The organism is Phocaeicola coprophilus DSM 18228 = JCM 13818 (assembly GCF_000157915.1).
GTDB classification, from domain to species: Bacteria; Bacteroidota; Bacteroidia; order Bacteroidales; family Bacteroidaceae; genus Phocaeicola; species Phocaeicola coprophilus.
In genome coordinates this window covers 46,226-66,584 of record NZ_EQ973646.1, presented here as the reverse complement: position 1 = coordinate 66,584, position 20,359 = coordinate 46,226, and the positions used below count along the sequence as shown (strand labels likewise).

17 protein-coding genes and 1 pseudogene are annotated in these 20,359 nt (G+C 48.3%); 16 read left to right on the top strand and 2 right to left on the bottom strand.

Translation table 11 applies throughout. The annotated features are described in order from the left end of the window. A pseudogene (locus BACCOPRO_RS18090) lies at positions 1-807 on the bottom strand (transcription-repair coupling factor); the annotation flags it as partial. Positions 808-884: 77 nt separating this feature from the next. On the opposite strand from BACCOPRO_RS18090, the gene BACCOPRO_RS12305 reads away from it, so the two are divergent. The 16 genes from BACCOPRO_RS12305 to BACCOPRO_RS12225 all read left to right on the top strand — a co-directional run bounded on the left by BACCOPRO_RS12305 (position 885) and on the right by BACCOPRO_RS12225 (position 18,790). Continuing rightward, a complete protein-coding gene (locus tag BACCOPRO_RS12305) occupies positions 885-3,065 on the top strand; it encodes a tetratricopeptide repeat protein (protein WP_008144126.1) in 2,181 nt (726 codons plus the stop codon). A gap of 700 nt (positions 3,066-3,765) precedes the next feature. After that, the gene (locus BACCOPRO_RS12295) at positions 3,766-4,116 is read left to right on the top strand and encodes an NADH-quinone oxidoreductase subunit A (RefSeq protein WP_008144123.1); all 351 of its coding nucleotides are present in this window, start codon (positions 3,766-3,768) and stop codon (positions 4,114-4,116) included. Further along, complete coding sequence (locus BACCOPRO_RS12290) at positions 4,107-4,709, top strand: NADH-quinone oxidoreductase subunit B (protein ID WP_008144121.1); 603 nt, start codon at positions 4,107-4,109, stop codon at positions 4,707-4,709. Before BACCOPRO_RS12295 ends, BACCOPRO_RS12290 begins: the two co-directional genes overlap by 10 nt. Before the next feature lie 24 nt (positions 4,710-4,733). Beyond that, complete coding sequence (locus BACCOPRO_RS12285) at positions 4,734-6,356, top strand: NADH-quinone oxidoreductase subunit D-related protein (RefSeq protein WP_008144119.1); 1,623 nt, start codon at positions 4,734-4,736, stop codon at positions 6,354-6,356. A gap of 36 nt (positions 6,357-6,392) precedes the next feature. After that, the gene (gene nuoH / locus BACCOPRO_RS12280) at positions 6,393-7,484 is read left to right on the top strand and encodes an NADH-quinone oxidoreductase subunit NuoH (protein ID WP_008144116.1); all 1,092 of its coding nucleotides are present in this window, start codon (positions 6,393-6,395) and stop codon (positions 7,482-7,484) included. Between the two features lie 33 nt (positions 7,485-7,517). Then, complete coding sequence (locus BACCOPRO_RS12275; RefSeq protein WP_008144115.1) at positions 7,518-7,985, top strand: NuoI/complex I 23 kDa subunit family protein; 468 nt, start codon at positions 7,518-7,520, stop codon at positions 7,983-7,985. Between the two features lie 12 nt (positions 7,986-7,997). Further along, entirely contained in the window at positions 7,998-8,513 is a 516-nt protein-coding gene (locus BACCOPRO_RS12270; RefSeq protein WP_008144114.1) for an NADH-quinone oxidoreductase subunit J family protein, read from the top strand. A gap of 12 nt (positions 8,514-8,525) precedes the next feature. Then, positions 8,526-8,843 (top strand): NADH-quinone oxidoreductase subunit NuoK, encoded by a 318-nt coding sequence (nuoK, locus tag BACCOPRO_RS12265; RefSeq protein WP_008144113.1) that lies wholly within the window; start codon positions 8,526-8,528, stop codon positions 8,841-8,843. A gap of 19 nt (positions 8,844-8,862) precedes the next feature. After that, on the top strand, positions 8,863-10,755 hold the full coding sequence (gene nuoL, locus BACCOPRO_RS12260; protein WP_008144112.1) for an NADH-quinone oxidoreductase subunit L: 1,893 nt from the start codon (positions 8,863-8,865) through the stop codon (positions 10,753-10,755). Continuing rightward, entirely contained in the window at positions 10,752-12,236 is a 1,485-nt protein-coding gene (locus tag BACCOPRO_RS12255; RefSeq protein ID WP_008144111.1) for a complex I subunit 4 family protein, read from the top strand. Before nuoL ends, BACCOPRO_RS12255 begins: the two co-directional genes overlap by 4 nt. Positions 12,237-12,242: 6 nt before the next feature. Next, positions 12,243-13,688: an NADH-quinone oxidoreductase subunit N gene (locus BACCOPRO_RS12250; RefSeq protein ID WP_008144110.1), complete on the top strand. Its 1,446-nt coding sequence runs from the start codon at positions 12,243-12,245 to the stop codon at positions 13,686-13,688. Between the two features lie 157 nt (positions 13,689-13,845). After that, a complete protein-coding gene (locus tag BACCOPRO_RS12245; RefSeq protein ID WP_008144108.1) occupies positions 13,846-14,595 on the top strand; it encodes a polyprenol monophosphomannose synthase in 750 nt (249 codons plus the stop codon). Between the two features lie 5 nt (positions 14,596-14,600). Continuing rightward, entirely contained in the window at positions 14,601-15,944 is a 1,344-nt protein-coding gene (locus BACCOPRO_RS12240; protein ID WP_040311485.1) for a dihydroorotase, read from the top strand. Positions 15,945-15,968: 24 nt separating this feature from the next. Next, complete coding sequence (locus BACCOPRO_RS12235; RefSeq protein ID WP_008144106.1) at positions 15,969-16,868, top strand: vitamin B12 dependent-methionine synthase activation domain-containing protein; 900 nt, start codon at positions 15,969-15,971, stop codon at positions 16,866-16,868. Positions 16,869-16,877: 9 nt separating this feature from the next. Continuing rightward, complete coding sequence (locus BACCOPRO_RS12230) at positions 16,878-18,062, top strand: metallophosphoesterase (protein ID WP_008144105.1); 1,185 nt, start codon at positions 16,878-16,880, stop codon at positions 18,060-18,062. Next, complete coding sequence (locus BACCOPRO_RS12225; RefSeq protein ID WP_008144103.1) at positions 18,059-18,790, top strand: lysophospholipid acyltransferase family protein; 732 nt, start codon at positions 18,059-18,061, stop codon at positions 18,788-18,790. Before BACCOPRO_RS12230 ends, BACCOPRO_RS12225 begins: the two co-directional genes overlap by 4 nt. Before the next feature lie 52 nt (positions 18,791-18,842). On the opposite strand, the gene BACCOPRO_RS12220 is transcribed toward BACCOPRO_RS12225, so the two are convergent. Then, positions 18,843-19,532, bottom strand: coding sequence for a DUF4369 domain-containing protein (locus BACCOPRO_RS12220; protein ID WP_008144102.1), 690 nt, complete (start codon positions 19,530-19,532; stop codon positions 18,843-18,845). Between the last annotated feature and the right edge of the window lie 827 nt (positions 19,533-20,359).

The following is a 20,359-nucleotide window of genomic DNA, read 5'->3' as shown; positions in this document are numbered from 1 at the left end:
CGCTTCCTCACGAACAGTCTGAATGCGTTCGCGCACCCAGAGCAAGTCTTTTACCCAAAGCACAGAGGCAGACGGCAGGAAATCCAGAAAACAGATTTCACTTTTGTCGGACGCAGCCAGTTCCGGAACTATACTCACCGAATCTTTCTTTTCCTTCGAAAGCTGAGTCTCTACCTCAAAGGTTCGGATACTGTCAATCTCATCTCCGAAGAAATCGATACGATAAGGATATTCCGAAGCAAACGAATAAACATCAAGAATACTTCCACGCATGGCAAACTGCCCCGGTTCGTACACGTAATCCACATGCTCAAAACCATATTCCGTCAGAGTGGAAAGAATTTCTTCCGTCTCCACGTGCTGACCTACCTGCAGTTTCATTGTCCGGTCGGTCAGTTCATTGCGTGACACGACCTTTTCAGCCAATGCCTCCGGATAAGTCACCACCACCAGCGGCTCGTCTTTTTCCAGACGGCTCAACACCTCCGTACGCAGAATTTCATTCGCCGCATCTTTCTGACCATACTTGATGGCCCGACGATAGGACGAAGGGAAAAACAGGATATGCTCGTCACCGTCCACCTGTACCAGGTCGTGATAGAAATATCCCGCCTCTTCCAGATCATTTAATATAAATAGGTGTACCCGGTCTGCCGATTTTACGACACCGGAAGCAAACAGCGAAGTGCACGAAGCATGTACGCCTTCAAGAAAAATGGTACGGATCTCCGGATTGTTCATCAAAGAAGCCAGCCCCTCCGCATTCGGATGCTTGCCATAAATCTGTTGAAGTTCAGCTATATTCATTTTGCTTTTTCTAGATGCCCGCAAATTTACAAAATAATTGCTACATTTGCATTTGCCAAATCAGACAAAAAACTTTTATGCATAAAGATATCATTCAACTACTTGACCAAAGACGAGTGAAAGAAGCACTGACACAACTCAATGCACTGATCGCCGAAACAGACTACTGGAAGCTCAAATCGGAAGCAGAGAACCTGCAGACTACCTATAATTATATGCTGCAATATGCAGCGCAGGGAATGGAAGACCCTGAACAGGGAAAACTATACAGACAAATTGTACGGAAAGCATACGAACTGACCGATCAGCTGGAATTTCTCGGCAAATACCGCAAGGTCTACGGACAATTTGCAGACAAGATGCGCCAGATGCACCAGCCCGGGCAGCACCGCTCCTATCAGGAACTCTGCCAATGTCTGGAAGATTTCAGTGAAGATATCCGTCTGAGCCAGCTCGCAACGAAGGATGACAAGCAACTGTTCGAAAAACAACAGGAAATCAGAAAGAAGCATGAAAAGAATCTGGATGAACTGTTTGACCGCATCTGGACTTCCACTTTCTGGAGTGAAGAAGAAATATCCGGAGTACGACAGATCAGTGAATCTCTTTTAGTGGAAACCAACGACCTGGCAGTCGTCGTCAGTGCCGTCACCCTTAACCTGCTCCAACTGTTTGATCCGGCCAAACTCCAGTTTCTCCTCACCGTGTACCGCCAGCGGACTGAAAGTCTGATCACCCAAAGAGCGCTGACCGGTATTCTGCTGGCAGCCTACTACCACGAAGAACGTCTGAGCATGTATCCCGAACTGACTGCAGCCCTGTCAATGCTCAGCGAACTCCCCCAGGCCATTGAACAGGTAAATAAACTTCAGACCCTACTGTTGCTGTCACGCGAGACGGAAAAAATAGAAAAGAAGATGCGGGAAGAAATCATTCCTCAAATGCTCAAGACCCAGCATCTGATTAATCCCGACATGAAGATCGAAGATATCGAAGATCTGGAAGAGTTCAATCCGGAATGGAAAAAGAGTCTGGATATGGCCAATGAAAAGATACGCGAACTGGGAGAACTGCAAATGGAAGGAGCAGACACTTATATGGGAACCTTTGCACAACTCAAGACATTCCCGTTCTTCCAGCAGGCTGCCCACTGGTTCTATCCGTTCAGCACCCAGATCTCCGAAGTGGCCAGCATACTGCCCTCCGGCAATGATAAGGGAAACAACCTTATCAGACACCTGCTGGAACTGCCTATGTTCTGCAACTCCGACAGATATTCTTTCTGCTTCACCTTTATGACAATTCCACAGGTACAGCAGAACATCGTAACCTCACAGCTTGCTGAACAGGATCTCCATCTGAATGAAAGTATCGAACAGCTCGTAAACGAAAACCGGAAAGGAGAAAAGACCGACATCACGGCCAAGCTCTACCTGCAGGATCTTTACCGGTTCTTCAAGCTATGGCCGTTCCGGAAAGAACAGCATGATATCTTTACCGACGACCTGGCCCTTTGGAAATGCAAGCCACTGGCTCCGCTCAACCATACGACGGAGAACCTCAGCGATACAGCCAACCAGCTTTTCTCAAAAGGCTACTGGCAGGAAGCTGCCGACCTGTTCCGGGATCTGGGAGAGAAAACTCCCGACAATCCGGAAGTCATGCAGAAACTGGGATTCTCCCTGCTGAAGCTGAAGAAGTACCCGCGAGCAGCTCAGGCCTTCCAACAGGCCGATCTGCTCAAGCCCGACCATGTATGGACGCTGAGACATCTGGCCCAATGCTACAAGCATATGCACGACTATCCGAAAGCACTGGAATATTTTGAAAAAGTCAAGGAAATCCAGCCGGACAATCTCAACCTGTTGCTCCAGATAGGCCAGTGTCTCGCCACCCAGCGAATGTATGACCAGGCACTCACCTACTTCTTCAAGGTGGAATATCTCGACAAGACACCGGTTAATGCCCGCAGAGCCATCGGATGGTGCTACTTTATGACCGGAAAATACGAAGAAGCTCTCCGTTTCTACCAGAAACTGCTGCAGACTGACGATGCACAGGCCAGCGACTGGCTCAATGCCGGACACGTCTATCTGGCACAGAAAAATATACCCAAGGCGCTGGAACATTATCGGCAGGCAGAGAGCATGTGTGAAACTCACGAGAAGTTTGTCAACCTCTTCCAGACTGACAAAGAAGCACTTACCGAACGACAAGTTCAAGAAGAAACCCTCTGCATCATCCCCGATTTACTCTAAAAAAAGCCGGGCAGCTTTTTTTAAAATGTTTCGGGCTTTCAGTAAAAACGTTTCGGTCTTTTAATCAAAAGGCCGAAACGTTTTTTTAATACCCGGAACCGTACGATAATATTTTTTATACTAACTCAGACTTCATACTAAAAATAAATCGCTATCTTTGCGGCCGTTTTCAGATAATTATCGACAATGAGTAAGCGGATTAAGACAACCATATTATTCTTCATCCTCCTTATAATTTCAGTTATAGGGAATACTCTTTATACGTCGTCGAATTTATCCGAATCCTTCTTCATACATTCAGAACATACTTCTGACTGCCAGCTACAGGCTCCGTTGCCTATGGCAGAAAAAGCCTTGCGACATCTTTCGGACCACTCCCAAACGGATCTGCCGGCGGCAGCCGTTCTGACTCACGTGGAGAAAAAACAGGATACCAAATCCGCTCTTTATGCCGGAACAGTTCCTGTCCGAAATTCGCAAAACGGATTTACAGATCTTGAAATCACAATTCAGACAGGACGTCCTCCCCTGCCGAAACGAATTGAATATTACATCTATACGCTGGAAAGAATCCAGATTTAGCCACCTTCAGGCTGACAGGGAAATACAGAAATTCCTTGTTTTTTCGTTGTAGGAAGAAAAGCGATTCTTCTTACAGCCATCTTATTTTATACAAACAATCAATACTAAATTTACAGATATGTTTTTTACATTTTTAGTTGTCGTAGTTTTGACAGCCATAGCCCTCGTCGCAGCAGCTATGACTATTGCAAAACTTATCGCACCGCGGTCGTTCAATCCGCAGAAAGGAGAGCCATACGAATGTGGTATACCGACAAGAGGACAGTCATGGGTCCAGTTTAAAGTAGGATATTACCTGTATGCCATTCTTTTTCTGATGTTTGACATCGAGACCGTATTTCTGTTCCCCTGGGCAGTGACAGCCGGAGAGCTCGGCAGCAGCGCCCTGGTATGCGGAATTCTGTTTCTGGTCATTCTTATTATTGGCCTGGCTTATGCCTGGCGGAAAGGAGCGTTGGAATGGAAATAAAGAAACCCGCCATACGCTCGATGAAATACGAAGAGTTCAAGAACAATGACTACCTGCAGCGCATGGTAGACGAGCTGAACCGCGACGGAGCGGGAATTATCATTGGAACCATCGACGAACTCATTGAATGGGGAAGAAGCAATTCTCTCTGGTCACTTACTTTCGGAACAAGCTGTTGTGCCATTGAATTCATGGCACTCGGAGCCGCACGCTACGATATGGCCCGTTTCGGATTCGAGGTAACCCGTAACTCCCCCCGACAGGCAGACATGATCATGGTATTGGGAACCATCACCTATAAAATGGCACCGGTGCTGAAACGTCTGTATGATCAGATGGCAGAGCCTAAATATGTCATTGCTGTCGGCGGATGTACCATCTCCGGAGGCCCGTTCATCAAGTCCTACCACGTAGTCAACGGAATCGACAAGATTATTCCGGTGGATGTCTACATACCGGGATGTCCTCCGCGTCCGGAAGCTTTCTACTACGGCATGATGCAGCTTCAGCGTAAAATAAAAGTTGAAAAGTTCCTCGGAGGAGTGAACCGCCAGGAAAAGAATCCCGACTCAAAAGAGGATCATAAAGAATAACTAACGACAGGAAAATAGCGATTTATGAATATAACAGAAAAAATATCCCGACTAGTGCCCGGCATCACAGTCGCTGAAACAGGCGATCAGGTGGTAACCGTTCCGGTCGAATCATTCCGTCAGGTGGCCGAAGCCTTGAGAAATGACAAGGACGAACCGATGGACTTCCTGCGCGACATCGTGGGAATGGACTGGCAGGAAGGAGGCCTGGGAGCACTTTATTATCTGGAATCAAGCAAGACTTACAACCGTATCGTTCTCAAGACCTCTACGACTGACCGTGAGAACCCGTTTCTCCCCTCAGTATGTGATCTCTGGAAAACTGCAGAAATCAAAGAACGCGAAGTGTTCGACTTCTTTGGTATCCGTTTTCTGAACAATCCTGACATGCGGCGTCTCTTCCTGCGCGAAGACTGGATCGGTTATCCGCTGCGCAAGGATTATGACATGAACTCCAATCCGCTAAACATGGAGAACGAGGAGAATGCCGATATCACCGAAGAATATTATCTGAACCCGGACGGAACAATCGCTGACAAGAAAAACATTGTTTTCGGACAGCAGGACTTTGTGGTTAACATCGGTCCCCAGCACCCTTCAACTCACGGAGTACTTCGTCTGCGCACCTCTCTTAAAGGTGAAACCATCAGCAAGGTAGATCCCATCTGCGGATATATTCACCGGGGTATCGAAAAGCTTAACGAAAGTCTCACCTATCCGCAGACGCTCGCCCTGACAGACCGTCTGGATTACCTGAGCGCTCATCAAAACCGTCACGCCCTCTGCATGTGCATTGAAAAGGCGGCAGGCATTGAAATCTCGGAACGTGCTCAATACATCCGTACCATCATGGACGAACTTCAGCGTATCGATTCTCACCTGTTGTTCTATTCTTGTCTGGTCATGGATATGGGAGGACTGACACCGTTCTTCTACGGTTTCCGCGAACGCGAAATGATTCTGGATATCTTTGAAGAAACGACAGGCGGACGACTGATCCAGAACTACAACATGATCGGAGGTGTTCAGGCTGACCTGCATCCCGATTTCCAGCGCAAGGTGAAAGAGTTCATCAAGCACCTGCGCAGCGTCATCAAGGACTATCACGATATCTTCACCGGAAACGTCATCGCAACCACCCGTCTGAAGGGCGTCGGTCTGTTAAGCCGCGAAGACGCAATCTCACTGGGAGTAACCGGAGGTTCAGGACGTGCTTCAGGCTGGGCTAACGATGTGCGCAAGCATCATCCCTACGCCGTATATGACAAGGTCGATTTCAAGGAAATCCTCTATACAGAAGGAGATTCGTTTGCACGTTATATGGTGCGTATGGACGAGATCATGGAATCATGCCACATCATCGAACAGCTGATTGACAACATTCCTGCCGGAGAATTCCGTGTCAAGACCAAGCCCATCATCAAGATCCCCGAAGGAAATTACTCAGCAGCCGTAGAAAGCAGCCGTGGAGAATTTGGTGTCATGCTTGAAAGTCACGGAGACAAGACACCTTACCGCCTGCACTACCGGTCTACCGGACTGCCGCTGGTACACGTACTTGATACGGTCTGCAAAGATAACAAGATTGCCGACCTGATTGCTATCGGCGGAACAATGGACTACGTTATTCCTGACATTGACCGGTAAACACTGTTATGTATCACCCTAAATTAGAGAAGAAATATGTTTCTAGACTATTATAATCTACAGCCTCTCTTCATGGCCATCCATGCTGCCTTATGCAGTATCATGCCCGAAGGGTTAGCTATTTTTCTGGAAGGACTCGTGGTAGGCGTCATGATTCTGGTGCTTTATGCCGTCCTGGCCATCATCCTTATTTATATGGAACGAAAGGTCTGTGCAGCCTTCCAGTGCCGTATCGGTCCGAACCGTGTCGGTGGAAAAGGAGGTCTGCTTCAGGTACCGGCCGACGTGATCAAGATTCTGACCAAGGAAATCATCGAGTTGAAAAACTCAGATCATTTCCTTTATAATCTGGCACCGTTCCTGGTCATTCTGGCCTCTATCCTTACTTTCTCCTGCCTGCCCTGGAATAAAGGTGGAGAAATCCTTCACATGGATATCGGTATCTTTTTCGTTCTTGCAGCCTCATCCATCGGCGTACTGGGAATCCTTCTGGCCGGATGGAGCAGTAACAGCAAGTATACCATCATCGGAGCCGTACGAAGCGGAGCCATGATCATCAGCTACGAACTTTCCATCGGACTGACCGTCCTGACAATGGTTATGCTCAGCGGAACCATGGATATCCAGCAAATCGTCAGCGGACAGGCCGACGGATGGAACATTTTCAAAGGACATATTCCTGCCCTTGCAGCTTTCATCATCTACCTGATCGCCGGTAATGCCGAAGCCAACCGAGGACCGTTTGACCTGGCCGAAGCCGAACAGGAGCTGACTGCCGGTTACCACACCGAATATTCCGGTATGCACTTCGGATTTTTCTATCTGGCAGAATATCTGAACCTGTTCATCACCGCCGGAATCGCCACTACCCTCTTTCTGGGCGGATGGATGCCGTTGCACATTGCCGGACTTGACGCATTCAATGCAGTCATGGACTACATTCCCGGAGTGATCTGGTTCGTCGGAAAAACCTTCTTCATCGTATTCCTGCTCATGTGGATCCGCTGGACTTTCCCCCGCCTGCGCATTGACCAGGTACTGACTCTGGAATGGAAATACCTGATGCCGCTCTCACTGCTGGTTCTGCTGGTAATGACTTTGTGTAAAGTCACCGGATTAACATTTTAACCACCGATAAGAAAGGATTTGTAATCAAACATTATGGAAAGTTTTAACGAATATATCAAAGGATTCGGTTCGGGAGTAAAAAGTCTGCTGATCGGCATGCGCACCTCCATGAAAGTATTCTGGCAGCCTAAGGTCACAGAACAATACCCGGAAAACCGCCACACAACGCTTCATATTCCGGAACGCCATCGTGCCATGCTCGTCATGCCGCACGACAGTGAAAACCATCATCACTGCGTAGCCTGCGGTCTGTGCCAGATGGCCTGTCCGAACGGAACCATCAAAGTCACCTCGGAAACCCGCGAGGATGAAGACGGAAAAAAGAAAAAGTTTTTAGTGAAGTATGAATATAATCTGGGATCCTGCATGTTCTGCCAGCTGTGCGTAAATGCCTGTCCCCACGGAGCAATCCAGTTCACCAATGACTTCGAGAATGCAGTCTTTGAAAAGGAAAAACTCCTGCTTACACTAAACCATGAAGGTTCAACACTTGCTAAATAAAAAAGAGAGAACATGGAAATTACACTTCAAGAAATCGTATTCTACGTTGTAGCGGCAGCCATTGCGGTCTGTTCCGTATTAGCCGTCACAACCGGAAAAATCCTGCGCGCAGCCACCTACCTGCTGTTCGTACTGTTCGGCACAGGAGCCATTTACGGCATACTGGGATATACTTTCCTGGGAGCTGTACAGTTGATGGTCTATGCCGGAGGTATCGTGGTCCTGTATGTATTCTCTATTTTGCTGACACAGTCAGATAAAGATATGAAATATCGTATGAACCGCGCCAAACTGATCAGCGTACTGCTCACGACTCTTGTCGGAGCCGCTCTGGTTCTTTTCCTGGTACTTACCAACGGATTTGCCCTCAACATGATTCCACAGGGCGTGGAACTGCCGGTACGAGAAATAGGTCTCTCCCTGACCGGTACGGGAAAATACCAGTTCATACTGCCGTTCGAAGTTGTCAGTGTCTTACTGCTTGCCTGCATGATCGGCGGTATCCTGATAGCAAGAAAAGATAAATAAAAAGCTACGAATATGGAATTAGAAATACACGTAATACACTATCTGGTCATCAGTACCATCATGATGTTCTGCGGAATCTACGGATTCTTCACCCGCAAGAATCTGCTGGCCCTGCTCATCTCGGTAGAGCTTATGTTAAATGCCACGAACATCAACTTTGCAGTATTCAACCGTTACTTGTTTCCAGATCACTTAGAAGGTCATTTTTTCAGTTTGTTCGGTATCGCCATAGCAGCAGCAGAAACCGCTGTAGCCATCGCCATCATTATCAATGTATACCGGAATGTCAAACAGATACTGACTGATGACATTACCGATCTGAAAGGATAACTAAAAACAGCTATTGATTATGGAATATACAATTCTGATACTTGCACTGCCTGTACTGAGCTTCCTCATTCTGGGACTGACAGGCATGTACATGAAACATCGTACAGCGGGATGGATCGGTACGCTTTCCCTGGCAGGGGTAACCGTACTGAGTTATCTCACCGCCTTCAAATATTTTACGACGCCACGTACGGCTGAAGGAATATTCCCTACCCTGACTCCGTGGAACTTCCAGTGGCTTCCGTTTACCGAATTGCTTCATATTGATATGGGGATCCTGCTTGATCCTATTTCAGTCATGATGCTGGTGGTTATCTCCACCGTATCTTTAATGGTACATATCTATTCGTTTGGTTACATGAAAGGAGAAAAGGGATTCCAGCGCTATTATGCTTTTCTGTCCCTCTTTACCTTCTCCATGCTTGGCCTGGTGGTTGCAACAAACATCTTCCAGATGTATGTATTCTGGGAGCTTGTGGGTGTTTCATCCTACCTGCTCATCGGATTCTATTATACAAAACCGGAAGCCATTGCCGCCAGCAAGAAAGCATTCATCGTAACCCGTTTTGCCGACCTCGGATTCCTGATCGGTATTCTGATCTACGGTTATTACATGCAGACCTTTACCTTCACTCCGAGTGAAGAGCGCCTGATGCAGCTGGGAATGGTACTTCCGCTGGCTTTGGGACTGATGTTCGTGGGCGGTGCCGGAAAGAGCGCCATGTTCCCGCTGCACATCTGGTTGCCTGACGCTATGGAAGGTCCGACTCCGGTCAGCGCCCTGATCCACGCTGCCACAATGGTGGTAGCCGGTGTTTACCTGGTAGCACGCATGTTCCCGCTGTTCATCGGTTTTGCTCCTCACACCCTGCATCTGGTTGCTTATGTAGGAGCATTCACAGCCTTCTATGCAGCATCCGTAGCCTGTGCCCAAAGCGACATCAAGCGTGTGCTGGCTTTCTCTACCATTTCCCAGATTGGTTTTATGATGGTCGCCCTCGGTGTCTGCACCTCGGCAAATCCGCATGAAGGAGGACTGGGATACATGGCAGGAATGTTCCACCTGTTCACCCACGCCATGTTCAAGGCCCTGCTGTTCCTGGGTGCCGGATGTATTATCCATGCCGTCCACAGCAACGAAATGTCTACCATGGGAGGACTTCGCAAGTATATGCCCATCACACACATTACCTTCCTCATTGCCTGTCTGGCCATTGCCGGTATTCCTCCGTTCTCAGGTTTCTTCTCAAAAGATGAGATCCTGACAGCCTGCTTCCAGTTCAGTCCGGTCATGGGATGGATAATGACCATCATCGCCGGTATGACAGCCTTCTATATGTTCCGCCTTTATTACGGTATTTTCTGGGGAACAGAGAACAAGGAATTTCATGCCGAACACGTTCCGCACGAAAGTCCGCTGGCCATGACTTTCCCGCTGATGTGCCTAGCAGCCATCACAATCGTTTGCGGATGGTTACTGCCTTTCGGACATTTTGTTTCAGCAAACGGTGAAGCATACGACATTCACCTTGACACACAGGTGGCCGCAACAAGCATCATCGTTGCAATCATTGCCATCGCCATTGCAACCTGGATGTATGCCCGCGACAGACAGCCGGTAGCAGACATGCTGGCAACCCGATTCAGCACATTGCACCGTGCTGCATACAAGCGCTTCTATATGGATGAAATCTGGTTGTTCATTACCAAGCGAATCATCTTCCGCTGTGTTTCCACTCCGCTTGCCTGGTTTGACCGCCACGTGGTAGATCAGTTCATGAACTTCATGGCCTGGGGTGCCAACGCAACAGGAGAAAGCGTACAGCCCATGCAAAGCGGAAAGATCCAGAGCTACACCATGTGGTTCCTGGGTGGAATTATAGTATTAACTGTCATGTTATTAGTATTATGAATATATTAAGTCTATTTGTTATAATTCCCCTGCTCATGTTACTGGGTCTCTGGATTGCCCGTAACGTGAATCAAATAAGGGGTGTCATGGTAACCGGCTCTTCCCTGCTGCTGATTCTTGCAGCCTATCTGGCCGTATCCTATATCGGACTGCGCAATGAAGGAGCCACTGCCGAGATGTTGTTTACGGACAGCGTAGTCTGGTATGCACCGCTTCACATCTGCTATTCCGTAGGAGTGGACGGTATCTCCGTAGTCATGCTGCTGCTAAGTTCCATTATTGTGTTCACAGGTACTTTCGCATCCTGGAAACTCAAGCCCCTGACAAAAGAATATTTTCTGTGGTTCACCCTGTTGAGTACAGGAGTATTCGGCTTCTTCATATCTACCGACCTGTTCACCATGTTCATGTTCTATGAAGTGGCACTGATCCCGATGTATCTGCTGATCGGAGTCTGGGGAAGCGGCAAAAAAGAATATGCAGCGATGAAACTTACCCTGATGCTGATGGGCGGATCTGCCTTCCTGCTGATCGGTATTCTTGGAATCTTCTATGGAGCAGGCGGTGAAACCATGAACATTCTGGAGATCGCCCAACTGAAAATCCCGACCGAAATGCAGCGCATCTTCTTCCCGATGACCTTTGTCGGTTTCGGCGTATTAGGTGCCTTGTTTCCCTTCCATACATGGAGCCCTGACGGTCATGCTTCAGCACCGACAGCTGTATCCATGCTTCATGCAGGCGTACTGATGAAACTGGGCGGTTACGGATGTTTCCGCATCGCCATGTTCCTGATGCCTACCGGAGCTGCAATCTGGGGAGACTTCTTCCTGGTACTGACCACCATCTCCGTTGTATACGGTGCTTTCAGCGCTGTGGTACAGACCGACCTGAAATACATCAATGCCTATTCTTCCGTAAGCCACTGCGGACTCGTACTTTTTGCCTTGCTGATGATGACCAAAGTGAGTGCAACAGGTGCTATTCTCCAAATGCTGAGTCACGGACTGATGACAGCTCTGTTCTTTGCCCTGATCGGTATGATCTACGGACGTACACACACCCGCGACATCCGTCAGTTGAGCGGACTGATGAAAATCATGCCGTTCCTTTCTGTCGGTTATGTCATTGCCGGACTTGCCAACCTCGGTCTTCCGGGATTAAGCGGATTCATTGCTGAGATGACAGTCTTTGTCGGTTCATTCCAGCATGCAGATGCCTTCCACCGTATCTGTACGGTGATCGCCACCATGAGTATCGTTATCACGGCAGTCTATATCCTGCGTGTTGTCGGAAAGATCCTGTATGGAACCTGTACAAACCCGGAACACCTGAAACTGACCGATGCGACATGGGATGAACGTTTCGCCGTGATCTGCCTGATTGTGGCCGTTGCCGGATTAGGTCTGGCTCCTTACTGGGTAAGCCATCTGATCAGTGGAAGTGTAGAACCTATTATTTCACAACTTTGTCAATTGTAATGCATTATGGATATACTGACAACCTTACACACTATGCAGGCAGAAATAGCTCTGGCGGTCATTCTGATCGTTGTATTGCTTACTGACCTGTTCCTCAAGACTCCTTCCCCGAAAGTCATGCAACGGCTTTCGTGTGTATTGCTCGTCTTGCTGCTTCCTGTCACCCTTACCAGTCCGTATGAAGTCGAAGCATTCGGCGGCATGTATCAGAACACTGCAATGACTTCCGTTGCCAAGACCCTGCTCACGGCAGGTACTCTGCTCGTTTTCCTGCAGGCCAATCCCTGGCTGGAACGTGAAGATACACGCCACAAGGCCGGAGAGTTCTATCTTCTGACTCTCTCCACTCTATTGGGAATGTTCTATATGATCAGCGCAGGTAACTTCCTGCTGCTTTATGTCGGACTTGAACTGGCCAGCATCCCGATGGCTTGTCTCGTAGCATTCGACAAGTTCCGCCATCACAGTGCAGAGGCCGGAGCCAAATTCATCCTCTCTGCCATGTTCTCTTCTGCCCTGATGCTTTACGGACTGTCTCTGGTATACGGAACTTGCGGAACCATGTATTTTGCCGACCTGAGCCAGCACATGACAGGTACTCCCCTTCAGATTCTGGCAATCGTTCTGTTCTTCGCCGGAATGGGATTCAAGTTAAGTCTGGTTCCATTCCATATGTGGACTCCCGATACCTACGAAGGTGCTCCGACCTGTGTCAGTGCTTACCTGTCCGTCATCTCAAAAGGAGCAGCTGCATTTACGCTGTTGAATGCGCTGGTAAAAGCCTTCGGTCCCATGGCAAGCCAGTGGGAAGATCTGGCAGCCGTCGTGATCATTCTGTCCATCACACTGGCCAACGTACTTGCCCTCCTGCAACACGACATGAAACGATTCATGGCATACAGTAGTATCTCACAAGCCGGCTACCTGATACTGGCCGTACTTGGGACTCCCTCTCAGGGCGCAGGAGCCATGGCATATTATGTAGCTGTCTACGTGGTAGCCAACCTGGCCGTCTTCGGTGTGATCAGTACAGTAGAACAGAATTGCGGAGGAAGAACCGACCGCGAAGCTTACAACAGATTCTATCAGACCAATCCACGGCTGAGTCTGGTCATGACAGCCGGACTGTTCTCACTGGCCGGAATTCCCCCGTTCGCCGGATTCTTCTCCAAGTTCATGGTCTTTGCAGCCGCTTTCCATGCCGGTCATTGGATGATCGTTTTCCTCGCACTGGTAAATACCGTGATCTCACTTTATTATTATCTTCTGGTTGTCAAGGCAATCTTCATCACTCCGGCAGAAACCAATCCCTTGCCGAAGTTCACCAGCTCCGGTGCGGTAAGAGCGGCTCTGGCAATCTGCCTTGCAGCAATCTGCCTCATAGGAATATGCCCACAGGCCTTTGACTGGATGACACAAGCTGCACAATATACTTTTGGCCATATCGGATAAATAAAAATATGACCTTGCCGTATTCTCAGAACGTTGGGAATACGGCATTTTTATTTTTATGGCAAAGAAAAGCATCCGAAGTTTTTTATCACTTTTTCGAAGAAAATGATAAGACATCTTATATTATTCCCTATCTTTGCCTAAAACAGACATCAATATGCAAACAAGTGACAGCATCATAATCATCCCGACTTACAATGAAAAAGAAAACATTGAAAATATCATCCGGACCATTTTCAAACTGGAGAAATATTTCCATATTCTGATCATTGAAGACAACTCACCGGACGGGACGGCTGATATCGTACGCCGTCTGCAACAAGAGTTTCCCGAACGCCTGTTCATGATTGAACGGAAAGGAAAATTAGGACTTGGAACAGCCTACATTACCGGATTCAAATGGGCGATCGAACACAAGTATGACTACATCTTCGAAATGGATGCGGACTTCAGTCATAATCCCAATGACCTGCCCCGCCTGTATAAAGCCTGTCATGATGAGGGCGGAGATGTGGCAATCGGCTCCCGGTATATCAGCGGAGTCAATGTGGTCAACTGGCCCATGGGAAGAGTACTCATGTCATACTTTGCTTCCAAATATGTACGTTTCATTACCGGTCTGCCCATTCATGACACGACAGCGGGCTTCAAATGCTACCGCCGCGAAGTGCTGGAAACCATTCCGCTGGACAAGATCCGTTTCAAAGGGTACGCCTTCCAGATAGAAATGAAATTCACTGCCTACAAATGCGGATTCAAAATCATAGAAGTACCCGTCATCTTCATCAACCGCGAATTGGGAACTTCCAAGATGAACAGCAGCATTTTCGGTGAGGCCGTATTCGGTGTGATTAAACTAAAATGGGACAGCTGGTTCCGAAAATATCCTTCCAAAATAAAAAACTAAGAAACATGCGTACGTGGATACATCATGCAACCATTGTAAATGAAGGACGAAAATTCGTCGGCTCTGTAGTAATAGAAAATGAAAAGATAGCTGAAATACTGGAAAACGGACAAACTCCGACATCACCCTGCGACAAAGAGATTGACGCTACGGGATGTTATCTGTTGCCCGGCGTGATCGATGATCATGTACATTTCCGCGATCCCGGACTGACTCATAAAGCCGACATGGCTACCGAAACAGCGGCAGCTGCCGCCGGAGGAGTCACCTCTTTCATGGATATGCCCAACTGCAATCCGCAGACTACAACCCTCGAAGCACTGGACAACAAGTTTGCTGATGCAGCCCGGAAATGCCTGGTCAACTATTCTTTCTATTTTGGAGCAACCAACAACAATGCTGACCAGCTGGCCGCTCTTGACAAGACCCATGTATGCGGGGTCAAACTCTTCATGGGAGCAAGTACCGGAAACATGCTGGTCGACCGCATGGAAACCCTCAAAAGAATCTTCTCTGAAGCAGGGATGCTGATTGCTACCCACTGTGAAGACCAGAATATCATCCGTCAGAATACAGAACTCTTCAAACAAAAATATGGAGAGGATCCCGATATTTCCTGCCACCCGCTCATCCGCAGTGAAGAAGCCTGCTACCGTTCTTCTTCTCTGGCTATACAGCTGGCCAAAGAAACCGGAGCACGCCTGCATGTCCTGCATGTAAGCACGGCACGCGAGCTGGAACTTTTCGAAGACCGTCCTCTCGGGGAAAAGCGCATCACTTCGGAAGCCTGTGTGTCTCATCTCTTCTTCTGTGACGAAGACTACAAGACGTTGGGAGCACGCATCAAATGCAACCCCAGCATCAAGACGAAACAGGATCGGGATGCCTTGCGCCAGGCACTCGCCACAAACCGGATTGACGTGATCGGAACAGATCATGCCCCCCATCTGCTGAGCGAAAAGGCAGGAGGAGCCCTGAAAGCGGTATCTGGCATGCCGACTCTCCAGTTCTCCCTGATCAGTATCATGGAACTGGTGCGCGAAGGAGTCCTGACCATGGAACAGCTCGTCCAGAAAATGTGTCACGCTCCGGCTGAACTTTTCCAGATTCAGGGTCGCGGTTTCATCCGAACCGGCTATCAGGCCGACCTCGTACTGGTCAATCCGAACAAAGAATGGACCGTCACTCCCGAGTGCATCCAGAGCAAATGCGGCTGGAGTCCGATGGAAGGACAGCGTTTCCATGCCCAGGTTGAGAAGACCTTTGTCAACGGATCTCTGGTCTATGACAACGGACAACTCCACAAGGAAGTACGCGGACAGGCTCTGACTTTCCGGAGAGCTCTTTAAAGATTAAAACGAAATGTGATTCTTATGGGTATTACAACCGTTACTTACGACATTCACGACCTGGCTGAATACATCAACTGGATTTATTTTTTCCATGCCTGGGGATTTCAGCCACGGTTTGCAACTATTGCCGATATTCACGGCTGTGATGCTTGCCGTGCCGGATGGCTGGCTTCCTTTCCCGAAGCCGACCGCGCCAAGGCAGCAGAGGCTATGCAGCTGCATAAGGAAGCCAACCGCATGCTGAACGCCATAGATGGAAAGTATAAAGTGCATGCCGTCTACCGGCTGATGGAAGCCAATGCCGACGGAGACAACCTGATCCTTGCCGGTCATCGCTTTCCGCTCCTGAGACAGCAGACCCGCATTCATCCCACAGATCCGTTTCTCTGTCTGAGCGATTTCGTCCGTCCGTTGAGTTCCGGAATTACCGATACCGTAGGAGCGTTTGCCACAACCATCGACGAACGCATGGAAGAGCCTTACCAGAATGATGACTACAAGCATCTGCTGATTAAGACACTCGGCGAAAGACTGGCGGAAGCTGCTGCCGAAAAACTCCATGAATTCATCCGGAAAAAAGCATGGGGCTACGCACCCGACGAACAGCTGACCATGAAACAGCTGCTCAATGAAGACTATCAGGGCATACGTCCTGCTGTCGGATATCCCTCCTTACCCGATATTTCGGTAAGCTATCTGCTGGATGAACTGATCGACATGAAGCGCATCGGCATTCATCTGACTGAGAACGGCATGATGCAGCCTCATGCTTCCGTATGCGGTCTGATGTTCTCGCATCCGGCTTCCCGCTACTTTGCGGTGGGAAAAATCGACGAAGAACAGTTGAAAGACTATGCTGAACGAAGAGGCTTCAGCGTAAAAGAAATGAGAAAATATCTATCTGCCAACTTACAAGACTGACCATAAGCCATGATTCTGCTGAGAGTTTCCCTGTTCTTTATCGTCCTGCTTTTATTGCCCGACTGGTATATCTACAAAGCATACATCCGCCATCAGTCCAACAAATTATGGAAACAACTGTTCGGCATTCCCAGTGCGTCCCTGTTGCTGGTACTGCTGATATTCATTCTGTTCAAGGACAGCATACAGCAACACCACTTCGGAACTTACCTGATCATTACATTATGTATCGCTGTTCCCAAAGCGGTATTTGCACTGTTCAGTCTGCTGGTGCGGGGAATTTCCAATCTGCTCCGCATCCGGCTTCCTCACGGATGGATTGCTCTCCTGCCTGCACTGGCCGCCTTTGGCTACATATTGTTCGGTGCAGTCCGGGGAAAAGAGAACTTCAAGGTACATCAGGTTACTTACGTTTCGCCCGATCTGCCGGATGCTTTCGACGGATACCGCATTCTCCAGTTGTCCGATATCCATTCGGGAAGCTGGAAAGGCAACGGCCATGCCCTGCAACGGGCCATCGATTTATGCAATGCCCAGCATCCGGATCTGGCGGTATTCACCGGTGACCTGGTCAACAGCCGTGCGGACGAACTGACCGAGTTCGTTCCCGTCCTGTCACAACTCCGTGCAAAAGACGGAGTGTTCTCCGTCTTGGGAAACCACGACTATGGCACTTACACCCGATGGGAATCCGAACTTGACCGGATTGCCAATGTGGACAGCCTCATCGTCCGGGAAAACCGAATGGGATGGCAAATGCTGATGAACAGCCACCGCATTCTGCACCGGGGAAACGACTCCATTGCACTGGCCGGCGTGGAAAACAGCGGAGCTCCTCCCTTCCCCGACTACGCCAACCTGACTCAGGCACTTCAGGGAACTGAAGGAATGTTCAAGATCCTGCTCAGTCACGATCCGACACACTGGCGCAGAGAAATATTGCCGGAAAGCGATGTTCAGCTCACCCTGTCGGGCCATACACACGACATGCAGATCCGGCTCTTCGGTTTCTCCTTCTCCCGCTTCATTTATCCGGAGCACTGCGGCATGTACCTGGAAGACGGACGAGGCCTTTATGTGAACGTAGGTCTGGGCTATGTTCTTTTCCCCATGCGCCTGGGTGCGTGGCCGGAAATTACACTTATCACCTTACGCAGAAGTAGTATTCAATCAATAAAAACCAATAAACAATGAAGATCTTATACATCATTTACCAAATCTGCATCGGTCTGCCCATCTTTCTGATTCTGACCATCCTCACGGCACTGACTACCATGATCGGATGCTGGCTGGGAAACGGACATTTCTGGGGATACTATCCCGGAAAAATCTGGTCTCAACTCACCTGCTGGCTGTTTCTTCTGCCGGTTTCCGTAGAAGGTCACGAAAAGATCGACCACCGCACATCGTATGTTTTCCTGGCCAATCATCAGGGAGCATTCGATATATTCCTGATCTACGGATTTCTGGGAAGAAACTTCAAATGGATGATGAAAAAAAGTCTCCGCAAAGTTCCTTTTGTCGGAAAGGCATGCGAATCGGCCGGTTTCATTTTTGTAGATAAATCCAGCCCTAGAAAAGTTTATGAAACCATCAAACACGCAGAAAAAGTGTTGCAGGGAGGAACCTCCCTTGTGGTTTTCCCCGAAGGACGACGCACCTTCACGGGACACATGAACGAATTTAAAAAAGGCGCTTTCCTCCTGGCCGACCAATTACAGCTGCCCGTCGTTCCGATGACCATCGACGGATCGTTTGACATACTGCCGAGAACCGGCAAACTCCTTTCCTGGCACCGGCTCAAACTGACAATCCACACGCCGATCTATCCCAAGGGAAAGGGAGAAGAAAATCTGAAAGAACTGATGACCGAATCCTATCAGGCCATCGAGAGCGGACTCCCCGAAAAATATCGTAACTGAAAAAAAGGCATACAGACCGTGCAACCGCACCTCTCTGTATGCCTTTTCTTTATCAATGCATCTTCTCCATATTGCTCCGCGCCACCATCAGGAATTCCCTGACCAGCGGATCATTGCGGAACGATTCCGGCGCCTTGTCCACAATTTCCTTCATCAGAGGAGTCAGAATCGGATAGGGCATGCTGTTGCACCACAAAATAAATACTCCGGGACCCAGCACATTGTCATAGTTGGCTCCAATGAAATCCTTCACCAGCGTATTCATCTCGTCCGACAAAGCCAGGCGCTTTTTCTCGATTTCCTGGTGAACCGTCATCAGATCCTTACCGTCCATGATCATGCGGCTTTCCTCACGCTCCACTTCGTATGCGCGGTCGTCCAGTGAATTTTTCTGCATGATGAAATCATTGAAACTGTCATTCAGCGGAGTTCCCTTGATGGTGATGCCTGCATTGTCAATATTGATATTGATTTTTCCTTGTTCAATGACGAAAGGCATGATGCATTCATCGTCCATAAACAGAGTAGCCAACATCGTTGAATCTGCTTTTCCCTCCATCTTGAACAGGCCGTGAATCACCTCTGCCGAGTCAATATTTACCCATTTGTCACCTGCCGGCACTTTGATAAACAGCATCTTGCCGTCCAGCAATGAAACGGAAGACACCCCTTCTATTCTGTATTTCTTACCGCAAGAAGCAAAAAGCACAGCACAAAACAGGAAAAAATAAAGTTTATACATGCTCGCGATACTTTATTTGAATTACGCGACAAAGGTATAATCTTTGTCGTTTTGACAAAAGAAAATTACCAAAATTTAAACTTAAATAGAGGATTATTACTCTTTCGGAACAGTTCCTGAAAGTGGCCGAAAAGGGAGTGTGACAGACTGTAAGCAAAAGCATCGGGGCAAAAAGAAAGCCCGCCGGACTTTCCGGTTTCCTTTTGAATCATTCTGACAGAAAAGACTTACACGCCCGGATCTGATCCGGCCTCATCCGGAAAGCAATCCGGAGATAAAAGCGATATTTTATGCAATCTTTTGCATACAGATGCAGAAATAACGGTTCATTATGCAAAAATCGTCAGGCCGTTGCGGTGCTTTCGACAGCCCGTTCCGGCCAAAATGTACGGTCAAACCAAGGAAAACGACCGCACGAATCTGGAAGAACGGGCAGACATCGGCTCCGAATGTTCCTTTCGCTGCTCCAGATGCCTCTTTTCTGATCCGGATGAGCAGCCTGAATATGTTAAATTTTCAGCTAATATACTAAAATACAAGCGAATAAGAAATTTCCCGTTCGCGAATTGGCTTCTCCCCGCACCTCGGGACGCAAATCAGCGACTCTCACAGGCCCGAATATGCAAAATGTCAGCCGGATGACAAAAGGATAACAGGCTGGATAGATTTAATTATTGAAAAGTTAAAAAAAAAAAAATCACCCTCCCCCCCAAAAAATGTAATCACATTTTTATATAATTTTGTATGAAATCATAATATAAACTAATACAATGAGAAAAAAACTACTCTTTCTTACTTGCATTGCAATAGTTACCATTTGCATTGGA